This window comes from Streptomyces sp. NPDC006544 (assembly GCF_040611715.1).
Classification (GTDB): domain Bacteria; phylum Actinomycetota; class Actinomycetes; order Streptomycetales; family Streptomycetaceae; genus Streptomyces.
In genome coordinates, this window is record NZ_JBEXOV010000028.1 from 40,480 (window position 1) to 56,695 (window position 16,216).

Genomic DNA, 16,216 nt, shown 5'->3' on the forward strand with positions numbered 1-16,216 from the left:
CGCTCCTGCTGCTGGTCGGCCGTCCGATGCCGGGGCCCACGTCGAATGGGAAGGGCTTCAGCCTATCCAGCCCAGGAGACGGCAAAGAGCCCCGTCCAGACGCTGGACGGGGCTCCCGCTGTGGCGACACCAGGACTGACCGGAATCAGTCCCTCGAACGATCAGACGATCAGACAGTGACGCAGGGGATCAGTGGTGGCCGTGGCCGCTCTGGATCTCCTTGTACTCCTCCACCGTGGGCTTCGGAATCTGGTGGTTCTCCCCGTAGTAGCCCTTGTTGAGCTTCACGCGGAGCTTCTCGATGCGGCCGACCTTGCGCTCGACACCGTTCTCGTCGACCAGCGGGCCGATCTCGGCCGGCTCGTACTGCTCGTACGAGGTCAGCGTGTGCAGCTGGCCCTGCGAGAGCGGCTCGTGGACCTCGACGAACTCACCGTGCGGCAGGCGCTTGATGATGCCGGTCTCGCGACCGTGCAGCACCTTGTCCCGGTCCCGGCGCTGGAGGCCGAGGCAGATCCGCTTGGTGATGACGAACGCGATGACCGGACCGACGAAGAACGCGATGCGGGCGAACCAGGTGATCGAGTTGATCGACAGGTGGAAGTACTGCGCGAACATGTCGTTTCCACCGGCGATCAGCAGGACGACGTACCACGTCAGCCATGCCACACCGAAGCCCGTGCGGGTCGGGGCGTTGCGCGGGCGGTCCAGGATGTGGTGCTCGCGCTTGTCGCCGGTGACCCAGGACTCGATGAACGGGTACACCGCGATCGCGGCCAGGACCATCGGGAAGATCACCAGCGGGATGAACACGCCCAGGACGAGCGTGTGGCCCCACAGGTTGATCTCCCAGCCGGGCATGGCACGGATCAGGCCCTCGGAGAAGCCCATGTACCAGTCGGGCTGCGCACCGGTGGACACGTTGTCCGGACGGTACGGGCCGAGCGCCCAGATCGGGTTGATCGAGGCGATCGCCGCGATGGCCGCGATGACGCCGAAGACCAGGAAGAAGAAGCCTCCGGCCTTGGCCATGTAGACCGGGAGCAGCGGCATGCCGACGACGTTCTTCTCGGTCTTGCCGGGGCCCGCGAACTGGGTGTGCTTGTGGTAGAAGACCAGGATCAGGTGGGCCACCAGCAGGCCCATCATGATGCCGGGCAGCAGCAGGATGTGGACCGAGTAGAACCGGGACACGAAGTCGCCGCCGGGGAACTCGCCGCCGAAGAGGAAGAACGACAGGTACGTGCCGACGACCGGCACGGACAGGAGCGCGCCCTCCATGAAGCGGACACCCGTGCCCGAGAGCAGGTCGTCCGGCAGGGAGTAACCGGTGAAACCGGTGAACATGCCGAGGACCAGCAGCAGGAAGCCGAAGATCCAGTTGACCTCGCGCGGCTTGCGGAAGGCGCCCGTGAAGAAGACGCGCATCATGTGCACGAGCATCGCGGCGACGAAGATCAGCGCCGACCAGTGGTGGATCTGCCGGATGAGCAGACCGCCGCGGATGTCGAAGCTGATGTCGAGCGTCGACTTGAACGCCTCCGACATCAGGACGCCCTGCATGGGCACGTACGAGCCGTCGTAGACGACCTCGTTCATGCTCGGGTGGAAGAACAGCGTCAGGTACACACCCGTGAGGATGAGGATGATGAAGCTGTAGAGGCAGATCTCACCGAGCATGAAGGACCAGTGGTCCGGGAAGATCTTGCGCATGTTGGCCTTGGCCAGGCTGTAGATGCCCAGCCGGCCGTCCGCCCAGTCGGCTACGCGCTCGCCGGCCGGAGCTTTGCGCTCGGTTTTGGTGGCAGTGCTCATCCGCGCTCCCAGAATGCAGGACCGACGGGCTCTTCGAAGTCGCCGAGCGCCTCGAGGAAACCTTCGTCATTGACGCCGATCCGCAGCTGCGGGAGCGCGTGACCAGCCGGGCCGAAGATGACTCGGGCGCCGTCGGAGAGGTCGAAGGTGGACTGGTGGCACGGGCAGAGCACGTGGTGCGTCTGCTGCTCGTACAGGCTGATCGGGCAGCCGACGTGGGTGCAGATCTTCGAGTAGGCCACGATGCCGTCGTGGGACCACTCCAGCTCCTGCTTGTCCTTGATGTCCTCCGGCTTGATGCGGACGATCATCAGGGCAGCCTTGGCGATCTGCTTCTGGAAGTCGTGCTGGTCCTCTTCCAGGCCTTCCGGCATGGCGAAGGTCAGCGAACCGACGGGCACGTCCTCGGGACGCAGCGGCTCGTTCGTGTTCTGGTTGATGAGCAGCTTGCCCTTGGCCCAGATCGTCTTGCGGAGCTTGTCCTCGGGCAGCGGGCCCAGGTCGCGCAGGATCACGACGGCGGAGAGCGGCAGCAGGGCCAGCGCACCGAACATCGTGTTGCGGATCAGCGGGCGGCGGCCGATGGCCGACTCGCGCGCGCCGTCCGCGAAGTCCTGCATGACCTGCGCCTTGACCTCGGCCGGGGCCGCGATCTCGTGACGCTCGGCGGCGACCTCCACGTCGGACATCAGGGTGCGGGCCCAGTGGACCGCGCCCGCGCCGATGCAGAAGAGGGCCGTACCGAGGGTCATGCCCAGGGCGAAGTTGAGTCCGCTCACCTTCCCGACGGGGAAGATGAAAACGATCTTGTCGACGGGGATGGTCACGAACGCGGTGATGAACCCGATCGTGGCCAGCATCGACAGGGTGAACAGGAGGGCCACCGTGCGCTCGGACCGCTTCGCGGCCCGCTCGTCGATGTCCTGGATGCGCGGCCTGTGAACCGGGAGGCCCGGGTCGGCGAACGGGTCGTCCGCCAGTGCCACGCCACCGTGGTGCGCGTCGCCCTGCTCGCTCGGCAGGTGCTTCTCTTCGGGAATGTCTTGGCTACTCATGACTTCTTGGCCTTAGCGGTGTGGGCCGCGACCCAGACGGCGACAGCGATCAGCGCACCCAGACCGAAGATCCAGCCGAACAGACCCTCGGAGACGGGGCCGAGGCCACCGAGCTTGAGGCCACCGGGGCTGGTCGACTTCTCGCCGTTCACGTTCTGGATGTACGCGATGATGTCCTTCTTCTGCTTCTCCGGCATGGTCGTGTCGGGGAAGGAGGGCATGTTCTGCGGGCCGGTGATCATGGCCTCGTAGATGTGCTTCGGTTCGACGCCCTCGAGGTTCGGGGCGTACTTGCCGGTCGTCAGAGCGCCGCCCTCGCCGGTGAAGTTGTGACACTGCGCGCAGTTGTTGCGGAACAGCTCACCACCCTTGGCGATGTCTGCACCCGCCGGGTCGTACTGCTTCTCGGTCGGCACGCTGGGGCCGGCTCCGAGGGACGCGACGTACGCAGCCAGCTGGTCGGTCTGCGCCTGGGTGTAGATGACGGGCTTCTTCGGCACCTGGGCGCCGGGCTGCTGGGCGGGCATACGGCCCGTGCTCACCTGGAAGTCGACGGCTGCGGAGCCGACGCCGACCAGGCTCGGGCCGTCAGAGGAACCCTGACCGCCGGTTCCGTGGCAGCTTGCGCAGCCGACGGCGTAGAGCTTCTGGCCCTCCTCGATGGCGAGGGACTGGGCGGTTTCGTCCGCCTGCGCATTGCCCGCGGGCGCGAAGGCGGCGTACAGCCCCCCGGTGACCGCGAGCGCGAAGAGTAGAACGACGACCGCCGCCAGCGGATGGCGTCGTCGTGCGGAGAGCTTTTTCACGGATTACCCCGGTGTCAGGATCTTCTGCGTCGGTGTGCCTGGATGGAGTGCCGGGCCGGGCCCGGCGACGTGTTCGCTACTTGATCAGGTAGATCGTCGCGAAGAGGCCGATCCAGACGACGTCGACGAAGTGCCAGTAGTAGGACACGACGATGGCCGACGTGGCCTGTTCGTGGGTGAACCTCTTGGCCGCGTACGTCCGGCCGAGGACCAGCAGGAAGGCGATGAGACCGCCCGTCACGTGCAGCCCGTGGAAACCGGTGGTCAGGTAGAACACCGATCCGTACGGTCCGGACGAGAGGGAGATGCCCTCGTGCTTGACCAGCTCGGTGTACTCGAACACCTGGCCGCCAATGAAGATCGCACCCATGACGAACGTGATGATGAACCACGTCCTGAGCTTCTTCACGTCACCGCGCTCGGCGGCGAATACGCCGAGCTGGCAGGTGAGCGAAGACAGCACCAGGATCGTCGTGTTCGTCGCCGAGAACGGAAGGTTCAGGAAGTCAGCCTGTTCCTTCCAGTACTCGGGTCCTGTCACGGATCGCAGGGTGAAGTACATCGCGAAGAGGGCCGCGAAGAACATCAGCTCGGAACTCAACCAGATGATGGTTCCGACGCTGACGAGGTTCGGCCGGTTGACCGTCGGGTGCGCGTGCCCGGTATCTACTGTCGTTGCTGTCGCCACGACCGACATTATGTCGGTCCCTTATCCCGCCCTCACCCCGGGGGGTGCCGTTCGGAGTGTCAGGGCCGTGTGCAAGGCCCGAACGGCCCATCAGATCGGCTCCGGGAAGTCTTCGCGGGATCTGCGGGCGAGGCTGCGCGAACCGATGTTGACACCGGGCCGGACGGAGTAGCATCCCGCGCAACATCAGCGTTTTTCACGGGACACGTGGAGGAACGAAATGCGGGCGACTGCGCGGGTTCTGGTCTACAGCGACGACGCGGGCACCCGGGAGCAGGTGCGGCTGGCGGCCGGGCGCAGGCCGGCCGCGGACCTGCCGCCGGTGGAGTTCCTGGAGTGCGCCACGCTGGACGCCGTGTTGAGCCAACTGGACGCGGGTGGCATCGACGTGTGCGTGCTGGACGGCGAGGCGGTCCCGGCCGGCGGAATGGGCGTGTGCCGGCAGATCAAGGACGAGATCTTCCGGTGTCCGCCGGTCCTGCTCCTGATGGGCCGTCCGCAGGACGCCTGGCTCGCCACGTGGAGCCGCGCGGACGCGGCCGTCACCCTTCCGGTGGATCCGGTGGACTTCGCGCAGTCCCTGGCGGGCCTCCTGCGCGCACGGCTCTCCCCGGCGGCGTAGGAGCCCCGTACGGCCCCTGCCGGGGCGCGAGGGACCTCGTGGGGTCCCCTGCGCCCCGGCAGGGGCCGTACGGGCTCTCCTGCCCCGGTGGTTACACCTGGGGGCGCAGGCGCGCCCGGTCGACGGGGCTGCGGCCGTCCTGGGTGTCCTTGAGGAGGGCGCTGCCCTGGCGCCAGTCCTTCCAGTCGAGGTTCCAGTCGCCGTAGCCGTTGCCGAAGTTGTCCATGTCGTCGCCGATGCTGTTGATCACCTTGACGATGTCGCCCTCGGTGATGTTCTCGTAGAACCAGGCGGCGTTGCCCGTGCTCATGCCGGTGCAGCCGTGGCTGACGTTCTCGTAGCCCTGGGAGCCGACGGACCACGGCGCGGCGTGGACGTATTCACCACTCCAGGTGACGCGGGTCGCGTAGTAGACGGGCAGGTTGTAGTACTCGCTGCCCCCGATGCCGACCGTGTCGCCGCGCATCTGCACGTAGTACTGCTTGCCGAGGACCACCTTGATGCCGTTGCGGGTGGAGAAGCCCGGCTTTCCGGTGGTCACCGGAATGGTGTTGATCACTTCTCCGTTGCGCTTGAACGTGAGGGAGTGCGAGGCGGCGTCGGTGGTGACCTCGACGCGGTCGCCGATCTCCAGCTTCAGCGGCTTCGAGGCGGCTCCGTGGAACTCGTCGGAGATCTTGACGCCCTCCAGGTTGCTCCGGACGGACACGGTGGTGTTGGCGGGCCAGTAGTCCTTGGGCCGGTAGTGGAGCGTCTTGTCGTCCACCCAGTACCAGGCGCCGACGGCCTCGGACGGGGCGTCGACGATCAGGCCCCGTTCGATGACGGCGCGGGCGGCCTTGTCCTTCACGGGTTCGTTGAGTTCGGCCGTGAGGGGCTGGCCGACGCCGTACTTGCCCTCCTCCGGGCCGAATTCGACCTTGAGGACCTTCTTGGCCGGGGTGGTGTCGAAGGCGAGCCTGCGCTGCCCCGGCGCCCCGCGTTCGTCCTCGGTGCTGACGGTGACCTCGTAGCGGACGCCGGCGGCCATCGGCGCGGTGCTGTGCCAGCGGTCGCCGGCGGCGGACAGCTCACCGGCGAGCCGGCGGCCGTGGGTGTCCACGGCGTTCACGTCGGTGATGCGGCCCTCACCGCTCTTGGCGGTGACCTCCAGGGGCCGGTCCGGATCGACGGGGCGACTCCCGGCGGACTGGTTGAAGGCGACCTGATCGCCCGCGTCGTAGGGGCGGGCAGACAGCGGGTTCTTGTCGCCGGACCCGCATGCGGTGGCGCCGGCCCCGAGGGACGCGACCAGCAGGGAGCAGCCGATGACCGTCCAAAGACGCGGTGACTGGTTCATGGAGTCAACGCTATGAAGATATGACAAATACGGCGCGCGGGATGACTGCAAACGAGGGGCCCGGACTCCTCCATCGGAGGTGTCCGGGCCCCTGGTCCCACTCCCCGGCCGCCGCCTGGGCGGCGGCCGCGGGTGCGGTTGCGGCTACTGGTTCTGGTTCTCGCCGCGGTAGTACTCGTACACCCAGCCCCACAGGCCGATCAGGATGAGGGGGGCCGAGAAGTACATGAGCCACCATCCGAAGATGACGCCCATGAAGGCGAACGCGCCGCCGATGGCCAGCGAGAGCGGCTGCCAGCTGTGCGGGGAGAAGAAACCGAGCTCGCCCGCCTCGTCGGCCACGTCGGCCTCGAGGTTGTCCTGGGCCATCTCGTCCACGCGCTTGGCCGTGAAGGCCAGGTAGTAGCCGATCATGACGCTCAGGCCGAAGGCCAGGAAGAGCGCGGTGGTACCGACGGGCTCCTTCGACCACACGCCGTACACGACGGCCATGATCAGGATGAAGAAGGAGAGCCAGAGGAACATCTTGCCCTGGATCTTCACTTGCCGGCCTCCTTGCCGCCGGTGACTGCCGCGGTGCCGGCGCCGTGGTCCGCGAGGTGGTCGAGGGCCGCGATCTCCGGGTGGTGCAGGTCGAACGCCGGGGACTCGGAACGGATCCGCGGCAGGGTGAGGAAGTTGTGCCGCGGCGGCGGGCAGGACGTCGCCCACTCGAGCGAACGGCCGTAACCCCACGGGTCGTCGACCTCGACCTTCTTGCCGTACTTGGCCGTCTTCCAGACGTTGTACATGAACGGAAGCATCGACAGGCCGAGCAGGAACGAGCTGATCGTGGAGATCGTGTTCAGCGTGGTGAAGCCGTCGGCCGCGAGGTAGTCCGCGTAACGGCGCGGCATGCCCTCGACACCCAGCCAGTGCTGCACCAGGAAGGTCCCGTGGAAGCCGGTGAACAGCGTCCAGAAGGTGATCTTGCCGAGGCGCTCGTCCAGCATCTTGCCCGTCATCTTCGGCCACCAGAAGTGGAAGCCGGCGAACATCGCGAAGACCACGGTGCCGAAGACGACGTAGTGGAAGTGCGCGACGACGAAGTACGAGTCGGAGACGTGGAAGTCCATCGGGGGCGAGGCCAGGATGACGCCGGTCAGACCACCGAAGGTGAAGGTGACCAGGAAGCCGATCGTCCAGAGCATCGGGGTCTCGAAGGACAGCGAGCCCTTCCACATGGTGCCGATCCAGTTGAAGAACTTCACACCGGTCGGTACCGCGATCAGGAAGGTCATGAAGGAGAAGAACGGCAGCAGCACACCGCCGGTGACGTACATGTGGTGGGCCCACACCGTCACCGAGAGGCCGGCGATCGAGATCGTCGCGGCGATCAGGCCGATGTAACCGAACATCGGCTTGCGCGAGAAGACCGGGATGACCTCGGAGACGATGCCGAAGAACGGTAGCGCGATGATGTACACCTCTGGATGTCCGAAGAACCAGAAGAGGTGTTGCCACAGCAAGGCGCCGCCGTTGGCCGCGTCGAAGACGTGCGCACCGAACTTCCGGTCGGCCTCCAGCGCGAAGAGCGCGGCGGCCAGCACCGGGAAGGCGAGCAGGACCAGGACACCGGTCAGCAGCACGTTCCAGGTGAAGATCGGCATGCGGAACATCGTCATGCCGGGGGCGCGCATGCAGATGATCGTGGTGATGAAGTTGACCGAGCCGAGGATCGTGCCGAAGCCCGAGAAGGCCAGACCCATGATCCACATGTCGGCGCCGATACCCGGCGAGCGGACGGCGTCCGACAGCGGGGAGTAGGCGAACCAGCCGAAGTCGGCGGCACCCGAGGGGGTGACGAAGCCGGCCACCGCGATGGTCGAGCCGAAGAGGTACAGCCAGTACGCGAACATGTTCAGCCGCGGGAACGCCACGTCGGGCGCGCCGATCTGCAGCGGCATGATCCAGTTGGCGAAACCGGCGAACAGCGGGGTCGCGAACATCAGCAGCATGATCGTGCCATGCATGGTGAACGCTTGGTTGAACTGCTCGTTCGACATGATCTGCGTGCCCGGACGGGCCAGCTCGGCGCGCATGAAGAGCGCCATGATCCCGCCGATGATGAAGAACACGAACGAGGTGACCAGGTACATCGTGCCGATGGTCTTGTGGTCGGTCGTGGTCATCCACTTCACGACCACGTTGCCCGGCTGCTTGCGCCGCACCGGCAGCTCGTTCTCATACGAGTCGGCGGCGGCACCCTGAGATTCGTTGAGGATGCTCACAGTTTGTTCACTTCCGCATTCCGGGCCGGGTCGGTCTGCTGGATGCCGGCCGGGAGGTAGCCGGTCTGACCCTTCTCCGCCAGCTCCTTCAGGTGCGCCCGGTACGCCTCGGGCGAGACCACCTTGACGTTGAAGAGCATCCGGGAGTGGTCGACTCCGCAGAGTTCGGCGCACTTGCCCATGAAGGTGCCTTCTTGGGACGGGACGACCTCGAAGACGTTGGTGTGCCCCGGGATCACGTCCTGCTTGAACAGGAAGGGGACCACCCAGAAGGAGTGGATGACGTCGTTCGACGACAGGATGAACCGGACCTTCTCGCCCTTGGGGAGCCAGAGGGTCGGACCCGGGTTGCCGGTCTGCGGGTTCCGGTCACCGGGGACGCCCTTGGTGTAGACGCCTTCGGCGCCCGCGGGGAAGTCCTTGGTGAAGCGGTCCGGGACGGAGGCGAGTTCCTTCGGAACCTCGCCCGCCTTCGGTGTGGCCGCGTCGCCGTCGACGTTCTCGATGTAGTTGAAGCCCCAGCTCCACTGGTAGCCGACCACGTTGATCGTGTGGGCCGGCTTGGGGGTGAGGGCGAGAAGCTTCGATTCGTCGCGCGCGGTGAAGTAGAACAGCACCGAGACGATGATGAGCGGGACCACGGTGTACAGCGCCTCGATGGGCATGTTGTACCGGGTCTGCGCGGGGACCTCGATCTTCGTCCGGCTGCGCCGGTGGAAGATGACGCTCCACAGGATCAGGCCCCACACCAGGATGCCCGTGATGAGCGCGGCCGCCCAGGATCCCTGCCACAGGGAAAGGATGCGCGGCGCCTCCTCGGTGACCGGAGTCGGCATTCCGAGGCGGGGGAAGTCTTGCCATGTATACGAGCAACCAGTGGCGGTCGCCAGGACCGCGCCCGCAGTCAGCGCCTGCAGCAGCTTCCGCCGCATCGGGCGCCGCGGCGAGCGGTCGGAGCCGTAGGGACTCACGTAGCGCCTTCCCGAGAGTCTCGGCCCGCGCGGCCGGCCGCGGCCGTATTCGGGTCGGTCGCCGGCCCTGACGCAGGCAGGGGTTTGGATGTTTATGCGGACCAAACCCTACTGGACGCTATTTGGGGTCGCGCGGGGAGGGTGCCCAACGCGCCGTTACTGACCCCGAAGGGATGGATCCGCCGTACGGGGGACGGCCCAACCCGCCCCGAATGGCAGCATCCGGGCGACATCTGACGGCCCCTGACCTCGGCCGGAGACCGGGCCGGCGGGGTCGCCGGTTAGCGTGACCGGATGCCGTACTTCGACACCGCGTCCGCCGCCCCGCTGCACCCCGTGGCCCGGCAGGCGCTCCAGGCCTCCCTCGACGAGGGCTGGGCCGACCCCGCCCGGCTGTACCGCGAAGGGCGGCGCGCCCGGCTGCTGCTGGACGCGGCCAGGGAGGCGGCGGCGGAGTCCGTGGGCTGCCGTCCCGACGAGCTCGCTTTCACTCCTTCGGGGACGCACGCGGTTCACTCGGGCATGGCGGGGGTGCTCGCGGGGCGCCGACGCGTCGGCGGGCACCTGGTTCACTCGGCGGTGGAACACAGTTCCGTACTGCACGCGGCGGAGCTGCACGCGGCGGGCGGCGGCTCGGTGAGCGAGGTCCCCGTGGACCGGCTCGGCCGGGTCGCGCCCTCCTCCTACGGGGACTTGGTGCGCCCGGACACCGCGCTGGCCTGCCTCCAGTCGGCCAATCACGAAGTGGGCACGCTGCAGCCGGTGGCCGAGGTGGCCGAGATCTGCGGGGCGGCCGGGGTGCCGCTGTTGGTGGACGCCGCACAGTCGCTGGGCTGGGGGCCCGTCGGGGGAGCCTGGTCCGTGCTGTGCGCGAGCGCGCACAAATGGGGCGGCCCGGCCGGGGTCGGCCTGCTGGCGGTCCGCAAGGGGGTCCGCTTCTCCCCCCAAGGGCCCTCCGACGAGAGGGAGTCGGGCCGCTCGCCCGGCTTCGTCAACCTGCCGGCGGTCGTTGCGGCGGCGGCCTCCCTGCGGGCGGTGCGGGCCGAGGCGGACGCGGAGGCCGCGCGGCTGAGGACCCTGGTCGACCGGCTGCGGCGGCGGGTGGCCCGGCTGGTCCCGGACGTGGAGGTGGTGGGCCACCCCGACCTCCGGCTGCCGCACCTGGTCACCTTCTCCTGCCTGTACGTGGACGGCGAGACGCTGCTCCACGAGCTCGACCGGGCGGACTACTCCGTGTCCTCGGGCTCCTCGTGCACCAGCTCGACGCTGACCCCGTCCCATGTCCTTCGGGCCATGGGGGTGCTGTCGGAGGGAAACGTACGGGTGTCCCTGCCGCCGGGCACCACCGCGGCCGAGGTCAACGGCTTCCTGGAGGTCCTGCCGGGACTGGTGGCGGGCGTCCGCGAACGGCTGGGCGCGACGCCGCCGCCGGTGTCGCTGCCCGAGGCGGACTCCCTGGAGCTGGACGCGCTGGGGCTCCGGTGCCCGCAGCCGGTGATCGAGCTGGCGCGGGCGATCGGGCGGGTGCCGGTCGGGGGGACGGTGACGGTCCTGTCCGACGACGAGGTGGCGCGGCTGGACATCCCGGCGTGGTGCGCGATGCGGGGCCAGCAGTACGTGGGCGAGTCCCCCCGCCCCGAGGGCGTGGCGTACACGGTCCGCCGCACGGCGTAGCCGCGCGGCGGGGCCCGTCCCCCGGCCGCCGCTCTTCCACCGCTCCCCCGGGCTTGCGCCCGGGCCCCCTCGCGGGGGTCCGGGCCTCACCCGCCGGCGAGCCGGTTCTCCCGGCGGCCGGACTGCTGCCTACGCCGCGAGGTGCGTGCGGACCTCGGCGGCCGCCTCGTCGCCGTAGGCCTTCGTGAAGCGCTCCATGAAGTGCGCGCGGGCCAGCGTGTACTCCTGGGTGCCGAGGGTCTCGATGACCAGGGTGGCCAGCATGCAGCCGACCTGCGCCGCCCGCTCGAGGCCGACGCCCCAGCCGAGCCCCGTCAGGAATCCCGCGCGGAACGCGTCGCCGACGCCCGTGGGGTCGACCTTCGCCGTCTCCTCCGGGCAGCCGACCACGACCGGGTCCTGGCCGGCCCGCTCGATCCGGACGCCGTTCGAGCCCAGCGTGGTGACGCGCGTGCCGACCTTCGCCAGGATCTCCGCGTCGGTCCAGCCCGACTTCGACTCGATGAGGCCCTTCTCGTACTCGTTCGAGAAGAGGTACGTCGCGCCCTCCATCAGGGTGCGGATGTTCTCGCCGTCCATCCGGGCGATCTGCTGCGAGAAGTCCGCCGCGAAGGGGATCCCCCGCGTCCGGCACTCCTCCGTGTGGCGCAGCATCGCCTCGGGGTCGTCCGCGCCGATCAGGACGAGGTCCAGGCCGCCCACGCGGTCGGCCACGGCCTTCAGCTCGATCAGGCGGGCCTCGCTCATCGCGCCCGTGTAGAAGGAGCCGATCTGGTTGTGGTCGGAGTCCGTGGTGCAGACGAAGCGCGCGGTGTGCAGCACCTCGGAGATCCGGACGGAGTCGGTGTCGACGCCGTGCCGTTCCAGCCAGGCGCGGTACTCGTCGAAGTCCGAGCCGGCGGCGCCGACCAGGACCGGACGGCTGCCGAGCTGCCCCATGCCGAAGCAGATGTTGGGGCCGACGCCGCCGCGCCGTACGTCGAGGTTGTCGACGAGGAAGGAGAGGGAGACCGTGTGCAGCTGGTCCGCGACCAACTGGTCGGCGAAGCGGCCGGGGAAGGTCATGAGGTGGTCGGTGGCGATGGAGCCGGTGACTGCGATGCGCACGGCGTGGATGCTCCTGCGGAGGACGGCAAGGGGGACGTTCCAAGCTACCCGGTCGCCGGGCACGTGGCCGACCGGATGAAACTACCCCGTAGTAGGTCTTTCTTCGCCCGTCGCGGCGTGCATACCGTGCCCCATGACCTACACCGATGGCTACGGTTACGCAGAGGGCGCCGCGGACGCGCGGCCCGGCTTCGCACGGCTGCTGGGCGACTGCGCCAGGATGGCCCCCCACTGGCAGGTGCCCGAGGGTCCCCGCCAGGACCGGGTGGGACCCTCGCAGATCCACGGGATCCGCGTCCCGGTGGACTCGGTACGCCTGATCGCCTCCACGGCCGCCTACGGGGACTGAGGGCCCCGGGGAACCGGATCCGCGCCTGTTCCGTCACACCCGCGTCAACCACGGCGGGACGGACAAAGGAGCGATGCGGTGACCAGCGAACAACCGGGCAGCACACCGGACACATCACGCGCCACACGACGGCGCCCGGCCTGGGCCGTCGGCTCGATCGCGGCCGCCGTCCTGCTCGCCGGCGGCGGCACCGCGTACTGGGCGTCCACCGCCCACGGCGACGGCCGCGCGGGTGACAGCGCGGCCTCCGCGCCCCGGGCCGCCGCGTCCCCGCCCGGACCCGGCATCGCTCCCGGCGAGCCCGATCCCTCCGGCGGCGGGGTCACGTACACGGCCGACGTCAAGCTTCCCGACGGCCCGGCGACCGCGCCCTCCTTCTCGGCGCGCGGCGAGGTGACCTCCGCCGACGTGGCCCGGCTCGCCGCGGCGCTCGGCCTCTCCGGCGCACCGCGGCAGAGCGGGGAGACCTGGCTGGTCGGCGAGGCCGCCGACGGCTCCGGTCCGCTGCTCACGGTGAACGACAAGGCCCCCGGGACCTGGACCTTCTCCCGGCACCAGGTGGGCGGGACCGGGGACGACTGCGTCCGCGGCAAGGACACCTGCGGCCCGGCCACCCTCCCCCAGGACGACTCCGGTGCGCGCCCCGGCGCGGCCGCCGGCACGACGCCGACGCGGGGCGCTCCCGTCTCCGAGGAGGCGGCCAAGGCCGCCGCCGCGCCCGTGCTCGCGGCCGTCGGCCAGAGCGGCGCCGCGCTGGACGCCCGGCTCGACCAGGGCTCGGTGCGCGTGGTGAGCGCCGACCCGGTGGTCGGCGGACTGCCCACCCAGGGCTGGTCCACGAAGATCGGCGTCGGGGCGGACTCGGCGGTGGTCTCGGGCAGCGGCGAGCTGACGGCCCCCGTACGGGCCTCCGAGCAGCCGGTGATCGGCGCCGTCGAGGCGCTGGCCCGGCTGAACGGCAAGGCCAAGGGGCCGTCCGGCGGCCCCCGCCCGGACCCGAGCGGCTGCGCGACGAGCGTCCCGCTGACTCCGGACACCCCGGTGGGCGCCACGGACACGCTGCCCTGCAACCCCGACCCGCGGCCGATGAAGCCGCCGCGGACGGAGTCGGTACGGGGCGCGGCGCTCGGGCTCGTCCCGGGAACGGTCGACGGGGGCCGGGGCCTGGTCCCGGCCTGGCTCTTCGAGGTGGCGGGCAAGGACGGCGGGGCGGGTCACACGGTGACCCAGCCCGCGGCCGTGGCCGAGGAGACCGGCCCGGCCACCCCGCCCGCGAAGGCACTCACGGTGCCCGGGTACGCGTACGCCGAGGCCGACCGGACGCTGACCGTGAACTTCTGGGGCGGCGTGTGCAGCACGTACGCCCTGGAGGCCCGGGAGCAGCCGGAGTCGGTGATGGTGAAGATCACGGACACCCCGACCAAGCCGGGGCAGTCCTGCGTGATGCTCGCGCAGGAGATGACGGTGACGGCCCGGCTCCAGCAGCCGCTGGGCGACCGGAAGGTGATCGACGCCACGACGGGCAAGCCGCTCCCCCGGCAGTGACCGGCACCGGCCCGTGACCGGCACCGGCCGGTGTGCGGGGGCGGCATGCGAGAGGGGCCCGCCCGCGGATGTCCGCGGGCGGGCCCCTCTCGTGGTCCTACGAGCTCAGCGGGGGCTTAGCTGAAGGAGTCGCCGCAGGCGCAGGAGCCCGTGGCGTTCGGGTTGTCGATCGTGAAGCCCTGCTTCTCGATGGTGTCGACGAAGTCGATGGACGCGCCGTGCAGGTACGGGGAGCTCATCCGGTCGGTGACGACCTTGACGCCGTCGAAGTCCTTCACGACGTCGCCGTCGAGGGAGCGCTCGTCGAAGAAGAGCTGGTAGCGCAGGCCCGAGCAACCGCCGGGCTGGACGGCGACGCGCAGCGCCAGGTCTTCACGGCCCTCCTGCTCGAGCAGGGTCCTGACCTTTTCGGCGGCGGCGTCGGACAGGAGGATGCCGTCGCTCACGGTGGTCTTTTCGTCCTGTACGGACATCTGCATTCACTCCCGAAGTGGGCGGCTCCCCGCTCGAGGCGGGGAAACGTCGGACTCTTGCCGTCGGTGGCAACGAGCGGGACCGCGGTTTCATTCCGGACCCGACGCTTGTTTCAGAAATTCCATGCTCGCACACCTCACCGGGCGGTGAGCCGGTACCACGGCGGGGCGAATTCGTCACATCGACACTATGGGCATCGTCAAACTGACATGAAGCGGCTATCATATATAACGTCAAATAGACGAGAAGTCGAAGCGATGGCTTCCGAAGTCCCTAGTCGCAGAACAGAAAGGGTGCGTGTCGTGACCACCGCCCAGCCTTTGGACGTCCAGCCGACGCCTCTTGCCCTGCTGCTGCTCGGCCGCGAAGCCGATCCCAAGAGCGAGCGCGGCGTGGAGTGTCCCGGCGACCTGCCGTCGCCCTCGGACCCGAACCTGGTGGCGCGGGCCCGCGCGGCCAAGGAGAAGCTCGGGGACAAGGTCTTCATCCTGGGCCACCACTACCAGCGCGACGAGGTCATCGAGTTCGCCGACGTCACCGGCGACTCCTTCAAGCTCGCCAAGGACGCGGCCGCCAGGCCGGAGGCCGAGTACATCGTCTTCTGCGGCGTCCACTTCATGGCCGAGTCCGCGGACATCCTGACCTCGGACGACCAGAAGGTCGTCCTGCCGGACCTGGCCGCCGGCTGCTCGATGGCCGACATGGCCACCGCCGAGCAGGTCGCGGAGTGCTGGGACGTGCTGACCGAGGCGGGGATCGCCGGCACGACGGTTCCCGTCTCGTACATGAACTCCTCGGCCGACATCAAGGCCTTCACCGGCAAGCACGGCGGCACGATCTGCACCTCGTCCAACGCCGAGAAGGCCCTGGAGTGGGCGTTCGCGCAGGGCGAGAAGGTGCTCTTCCTCCCGGACCAGCACCTGGGCCGCAACACCGCCGTCCGCGACATGGGCATGTCGCTGGACGACTGCGTCCTCTACAACCCGCACAAGCCGAACGGCGGCCTGACCGTCGAGCAGCTGCGGAACGCCAAGATGATCCTGTGGCGCGGGCACTGCTCCGTGCACGGCCGCTTCTCGGTGGACTCGGTCGACGACGTGCGCGCCCGCATCCCCGGCGTGAACGTCCTCGTCCACCCCGAGTGCAAGCACGAGGTCGTGGCGGCCGCGGACTACGTCGGCTCCACCGAGTACATCATCAAGGCGCTGGAGGCGGCCCCGGCCGGCTCCAAGTGGGCCATCGGCACCGAGCTGAACCTCGTACGCCGCCTGGCGAACCGTTTTGCCGCGCAGGACAAGGAGGTGGTCTTCCTCGACAAGACGGTCTGCTTCTGCTCGACGATGAACCGCATCGACCTGCCCCACCTGGTGTGGACCCTGGAATCCCTGGCCGAGGGCAACCTCGTCAACCAGATCCAGGTCGACAAGGAGACCGAGAGCTTCGCCAAGCTCGCACTGGAGCGCATGCTCGCCCTGTGACGCCGCGGGCCCCGCGCGGGCCC

The 16,216-nt window shown here is 69.0% G+C and carries 15 protein-coding genes; 5 read left to right on the forward strand and 10 right to left on the reverse strand.

Annotation, left to right across the window (positions count from 1 at the left end; translation table 11 throughout):
* Window positions 1–189: 189 nt before the first annotated feature.
* The 4 genes from ABZY44_RS15920 to ABZY44_RS15935 all read right to left on the reverse strand — a co-directional run bounded on the left by ABZY44_RS15920 (window position 190) and on the right by ABZY44_RS15935 (window position 4,373).
* Window positions 190–1,815: a cytochrome bc complex cytochrome b subunit gene (locus ABZY44_RS15920; protein WP_356654021.1), complete on the reverse strand. Its 1,626-nt coding sequence runs from the start codon at window positions 1,813–1,815 to the stop codon at window positions 190–192.
* On the reverse strand, window positions 1,812–2,870 hold the full coding sequence (locus ABZY44_RS15925) for a Rieske 2Fe-2S domain-containing protein (RefSeq protein WP_356654022.1): 1,059 nt from the start codon (window positions 2,868–2,870) through the stop codon (window positions 1,812–1,814). The genes ABZY44_RS15920 and ABZY44_RS15925 overlap by 4 nt, the downstream gene beginning before the upstream one ends.
* Entirely contained in the window at window positions 2,867–3,676 is an 810-nt protein-coding gene (locus ABZY44_RS15930; RefSeq protein ID WP_356654024.1) for a c-type cytochrome, read from the reverse strand. The genes ABZY44_RS15925 and ABZY44_RS15930 overlap by 4 nt, the downstream gene beginning before the upstream one ends.
* A gap of 76 nt (window positions 3,677–3,752) precedes the next feature.
* Window positions 3,753–4,373 carry a heme-copper oxidase subunit III gene (locus ABZY44_RS15935; protein ID WP_215027809.1) on the reverse strand — a complete coding sequence of 207 codons (621 nt, stop codon included), beginning with the start codon at window positions 4,371–4,373 and terminating at the stop codon, window positions 3,753–3,755.
* A gap of 211 nt (window positions 4,374–4,584) precedes the next feature.
* On the opposite strand from ABZY44_RS15935, the gene ABZY44_RS15940 reads away from it, so the two are divergent.
* Window positions 4,585–4,986 carry a hypothetical protein gene (locus ABZY44_RS15940; protein WP_356654026.1) on the forward strand — a complete coding sequence of 134 codons (402 nt, stop codon included), beginning with the start codon at window positions 4,585–4,587 and terminating at the stop codon, window positions 4,984–4,986.
* A 91-nt stretch (window positions 4,987–5,077) separates the two neighbouring features.
* Here ABZY44_RS15940 and ABZY44_RS15945 read toward each other — a convergent pair whose 3' ends face one another.
* From ABZY44_RS15945 to coxB, 4 genes are all read right to left on the reverse strand, one after another.
* The gene (locus tag ABZY44_RS15945) at window positions 5,078–6,325 is read right to left on the reverse strand and encodes an Ig-like domain-containing protein (protein ID WP_356654028.1); all 1,248 of its coding nucleotides are present in this window, start codon (window positions 6,323–6,325) and stop codon (window positions 5,078–5,080) included.
* A gap of 144 nt (window positions 6,326–6,469) precedes the next feature.
* Window positions 6,470–6,868, reverse strand: coding sequence for a cytochrome c oxidase subunit 4 (locus ABZY44_RS15950; RefSeq protein WP_030863499.1), 399 nt, complete (start codon window positions 6,866–6,868; stop codon window positions 6,470–6,472).
* A complete protein-coding gene (gene ctaD / locus ABZY44_RS15955; RefSeq protein ID WP_356654030.1) occupies window positions 6,865–8,595 on the reverse strand; it encodes a cytochrome c oxidase subunit I in 1,731 nt (576 codons plus the stop codon). Before ctaD ends, ABZY44_RS15950 begins: the two co-directional genes overlap by 4 nt.
* Entirely contained in the window at window positions 8,592–9,566 is a 975-nt protein-coding gene (gene coxB, locus ABZY44_RS15960; protein WP_356654032.1) for a cytochrome c oxidase subunit II, read from the reverse strand. Before coxB ends, ctaD begins: the two co-directional genes overlap by 4 nt.
* Before the next feature lie 294 nt (window positions 9,567–9,860).
* Here coxB and ABZY44_RS15965 point away from each other — a divergent pair, with 294 nt between their 5' ends.
* Complete coding sequence (locus ABZY44_RS15965; RefSeq protein ID WP_356654034.1) at window positions 9,861–11,240, forward strand: aminotransferase class V-fold PLP-dependent enzyme; 1,380 nt, start codon at window positions 9,861–9,863, stop codon at window positions 11,238–11,240.
* Window positions 11,241–11,369: 129 nt separating this feature from the next.
* On the opposite strand, the gene ABZY44_RS15970 is transcribed toward ABZY44_RS15965, so the two are convergent.
* Window positions 11,370–12,347, reverse strand: a complete 978-nt coding sequence (locus ABZY44_RS15970; RefSeq protein ID WP_356654036.1) for a carbohydrate kinase family protein — start codon at window positions 12,345–12,347, stop codon at window positions 11,370–11,372.
* Between the two features lie 133 nt (window positions 12,348–12,480).
* On the opposite strand from ABZY44_RS15970, the gene ABZY44_RS15975 reads away from it, so the two are divergent.
* Window positions 12,481–12,696: a hypothetical protein gene (locus tag ABZY44_RS15975; RefSeq protein WP_356654038.1), complete on the forward strand. Its 216-nt coding sequence runs from the start codon at window positions 12,481–12,483 to the stop codon at window positions 12,694–12,696.
* 78 nt (window positions 12,697–12,774) lie between these two features.
* Window positions 12,775–14,241, forward strand: a complete 1,467-nt coding sequence (locus ABZY44_RS15980) for a hypothetical protein (RefSeq protein ID WP_356654040.1) — start codon at window positions 12,775–12,777, stop codon at window positions 14,239–14,241.
* Between the two features lie 116 nt (window positions 14,242–14,357).
* On the opposite strand, the gene erpA is transcribed toward ABZY44_RS15980, so the two are convergent.
* A complete protein-coding gene (gene erpA / locus ABZY44_RS15985; RefSeq protein WP_214949940.1) occupies window positions 14,358–14,714 on the reverse strand; it encodes an iron-sulfur cluster insertion protein ErpA in 357 nt (118 codons plus the stop codon).
* Between the two features lie 294 nt (window positions 14,715–15,008).
* Here erpA and nadA point away from each other — a divergent pair, with 294 nt between their 5' ends.
* Entirely contained in the window at window positions 15,009–16,193 is a 1,185-nt protein-coding gene (gene nadA, locus ABZY44_RS15990) for a quinolinate synthase NadA (protein ID WP_356654042.1), read from the forward strand.
* Window positions 16,194–16,216: the final 23 nt, after the last annotated feature.

What these genes read in the sequence shown, in the direction of transcription:
- ABZY44_RS15945 (WP_356654028.1), bottom strand. Translation starts at nt 6,325, where the DNA reads ATGAACCAGTCACCGCGTCTTTGGACGGTCATCGGCTGCTCCCTGCTG.
- ABZY44_RS15935 (WP_215027809.1), bottom strand. Translation starts at nt 4,373, where the DNA reads ATGTCGGTCGTGGCGACAGCAACGACAGTAGATACCGGGCACGCGCAC.
- ABZY44_RS15975 (WP_356654038.1), top strand. Translation starts at nt 12,481, where the DNA reads ATGACCTACACCGATGGCTACGGTTACGCAGAGGGCGCCGCGGACGCG.
- ABZY44_RS15965 (WP_356654034.1), top strand. Translation starts at nt 9,861, where the DNA reads ATGCCGTACTTCGACACCGCGTCCGCCGCCCCGCTGCACCCCGTGGCC.
- ABZY44_RS15920 (WP_356654021.1), bottom strand. Translation starts at nt 1,815, where the DNA reads ATGAGCACTGCCACCAAAACCGAGCGCAAAGCTCCGGCCGGCGAGCGC.
- ABZY44_RS15925 (WP_356654022.1), bottom strand. Translation starts at nt 2,870, where the DNA reads ATGAGTAGCCAAGACATTCCCGAAGAGAAGCACCTGCCGAGCGAGCAG.
- ABZY44_RS15940 (WP_356654026.1), top strand. Translation starts at nt 4,585, where the DNA reads ATGCGGGCGACTGCGCGGGTTCTGGTCTACAGCGACGACGCGGGCACC.
- erpA (WP_214949940.1), bottom strand. Translation starts at nt 14,714, where the DNA reads ATGTCCGTACAGGACGAAAAGACCACCGTGAGCGACGGCATCCTCCTG.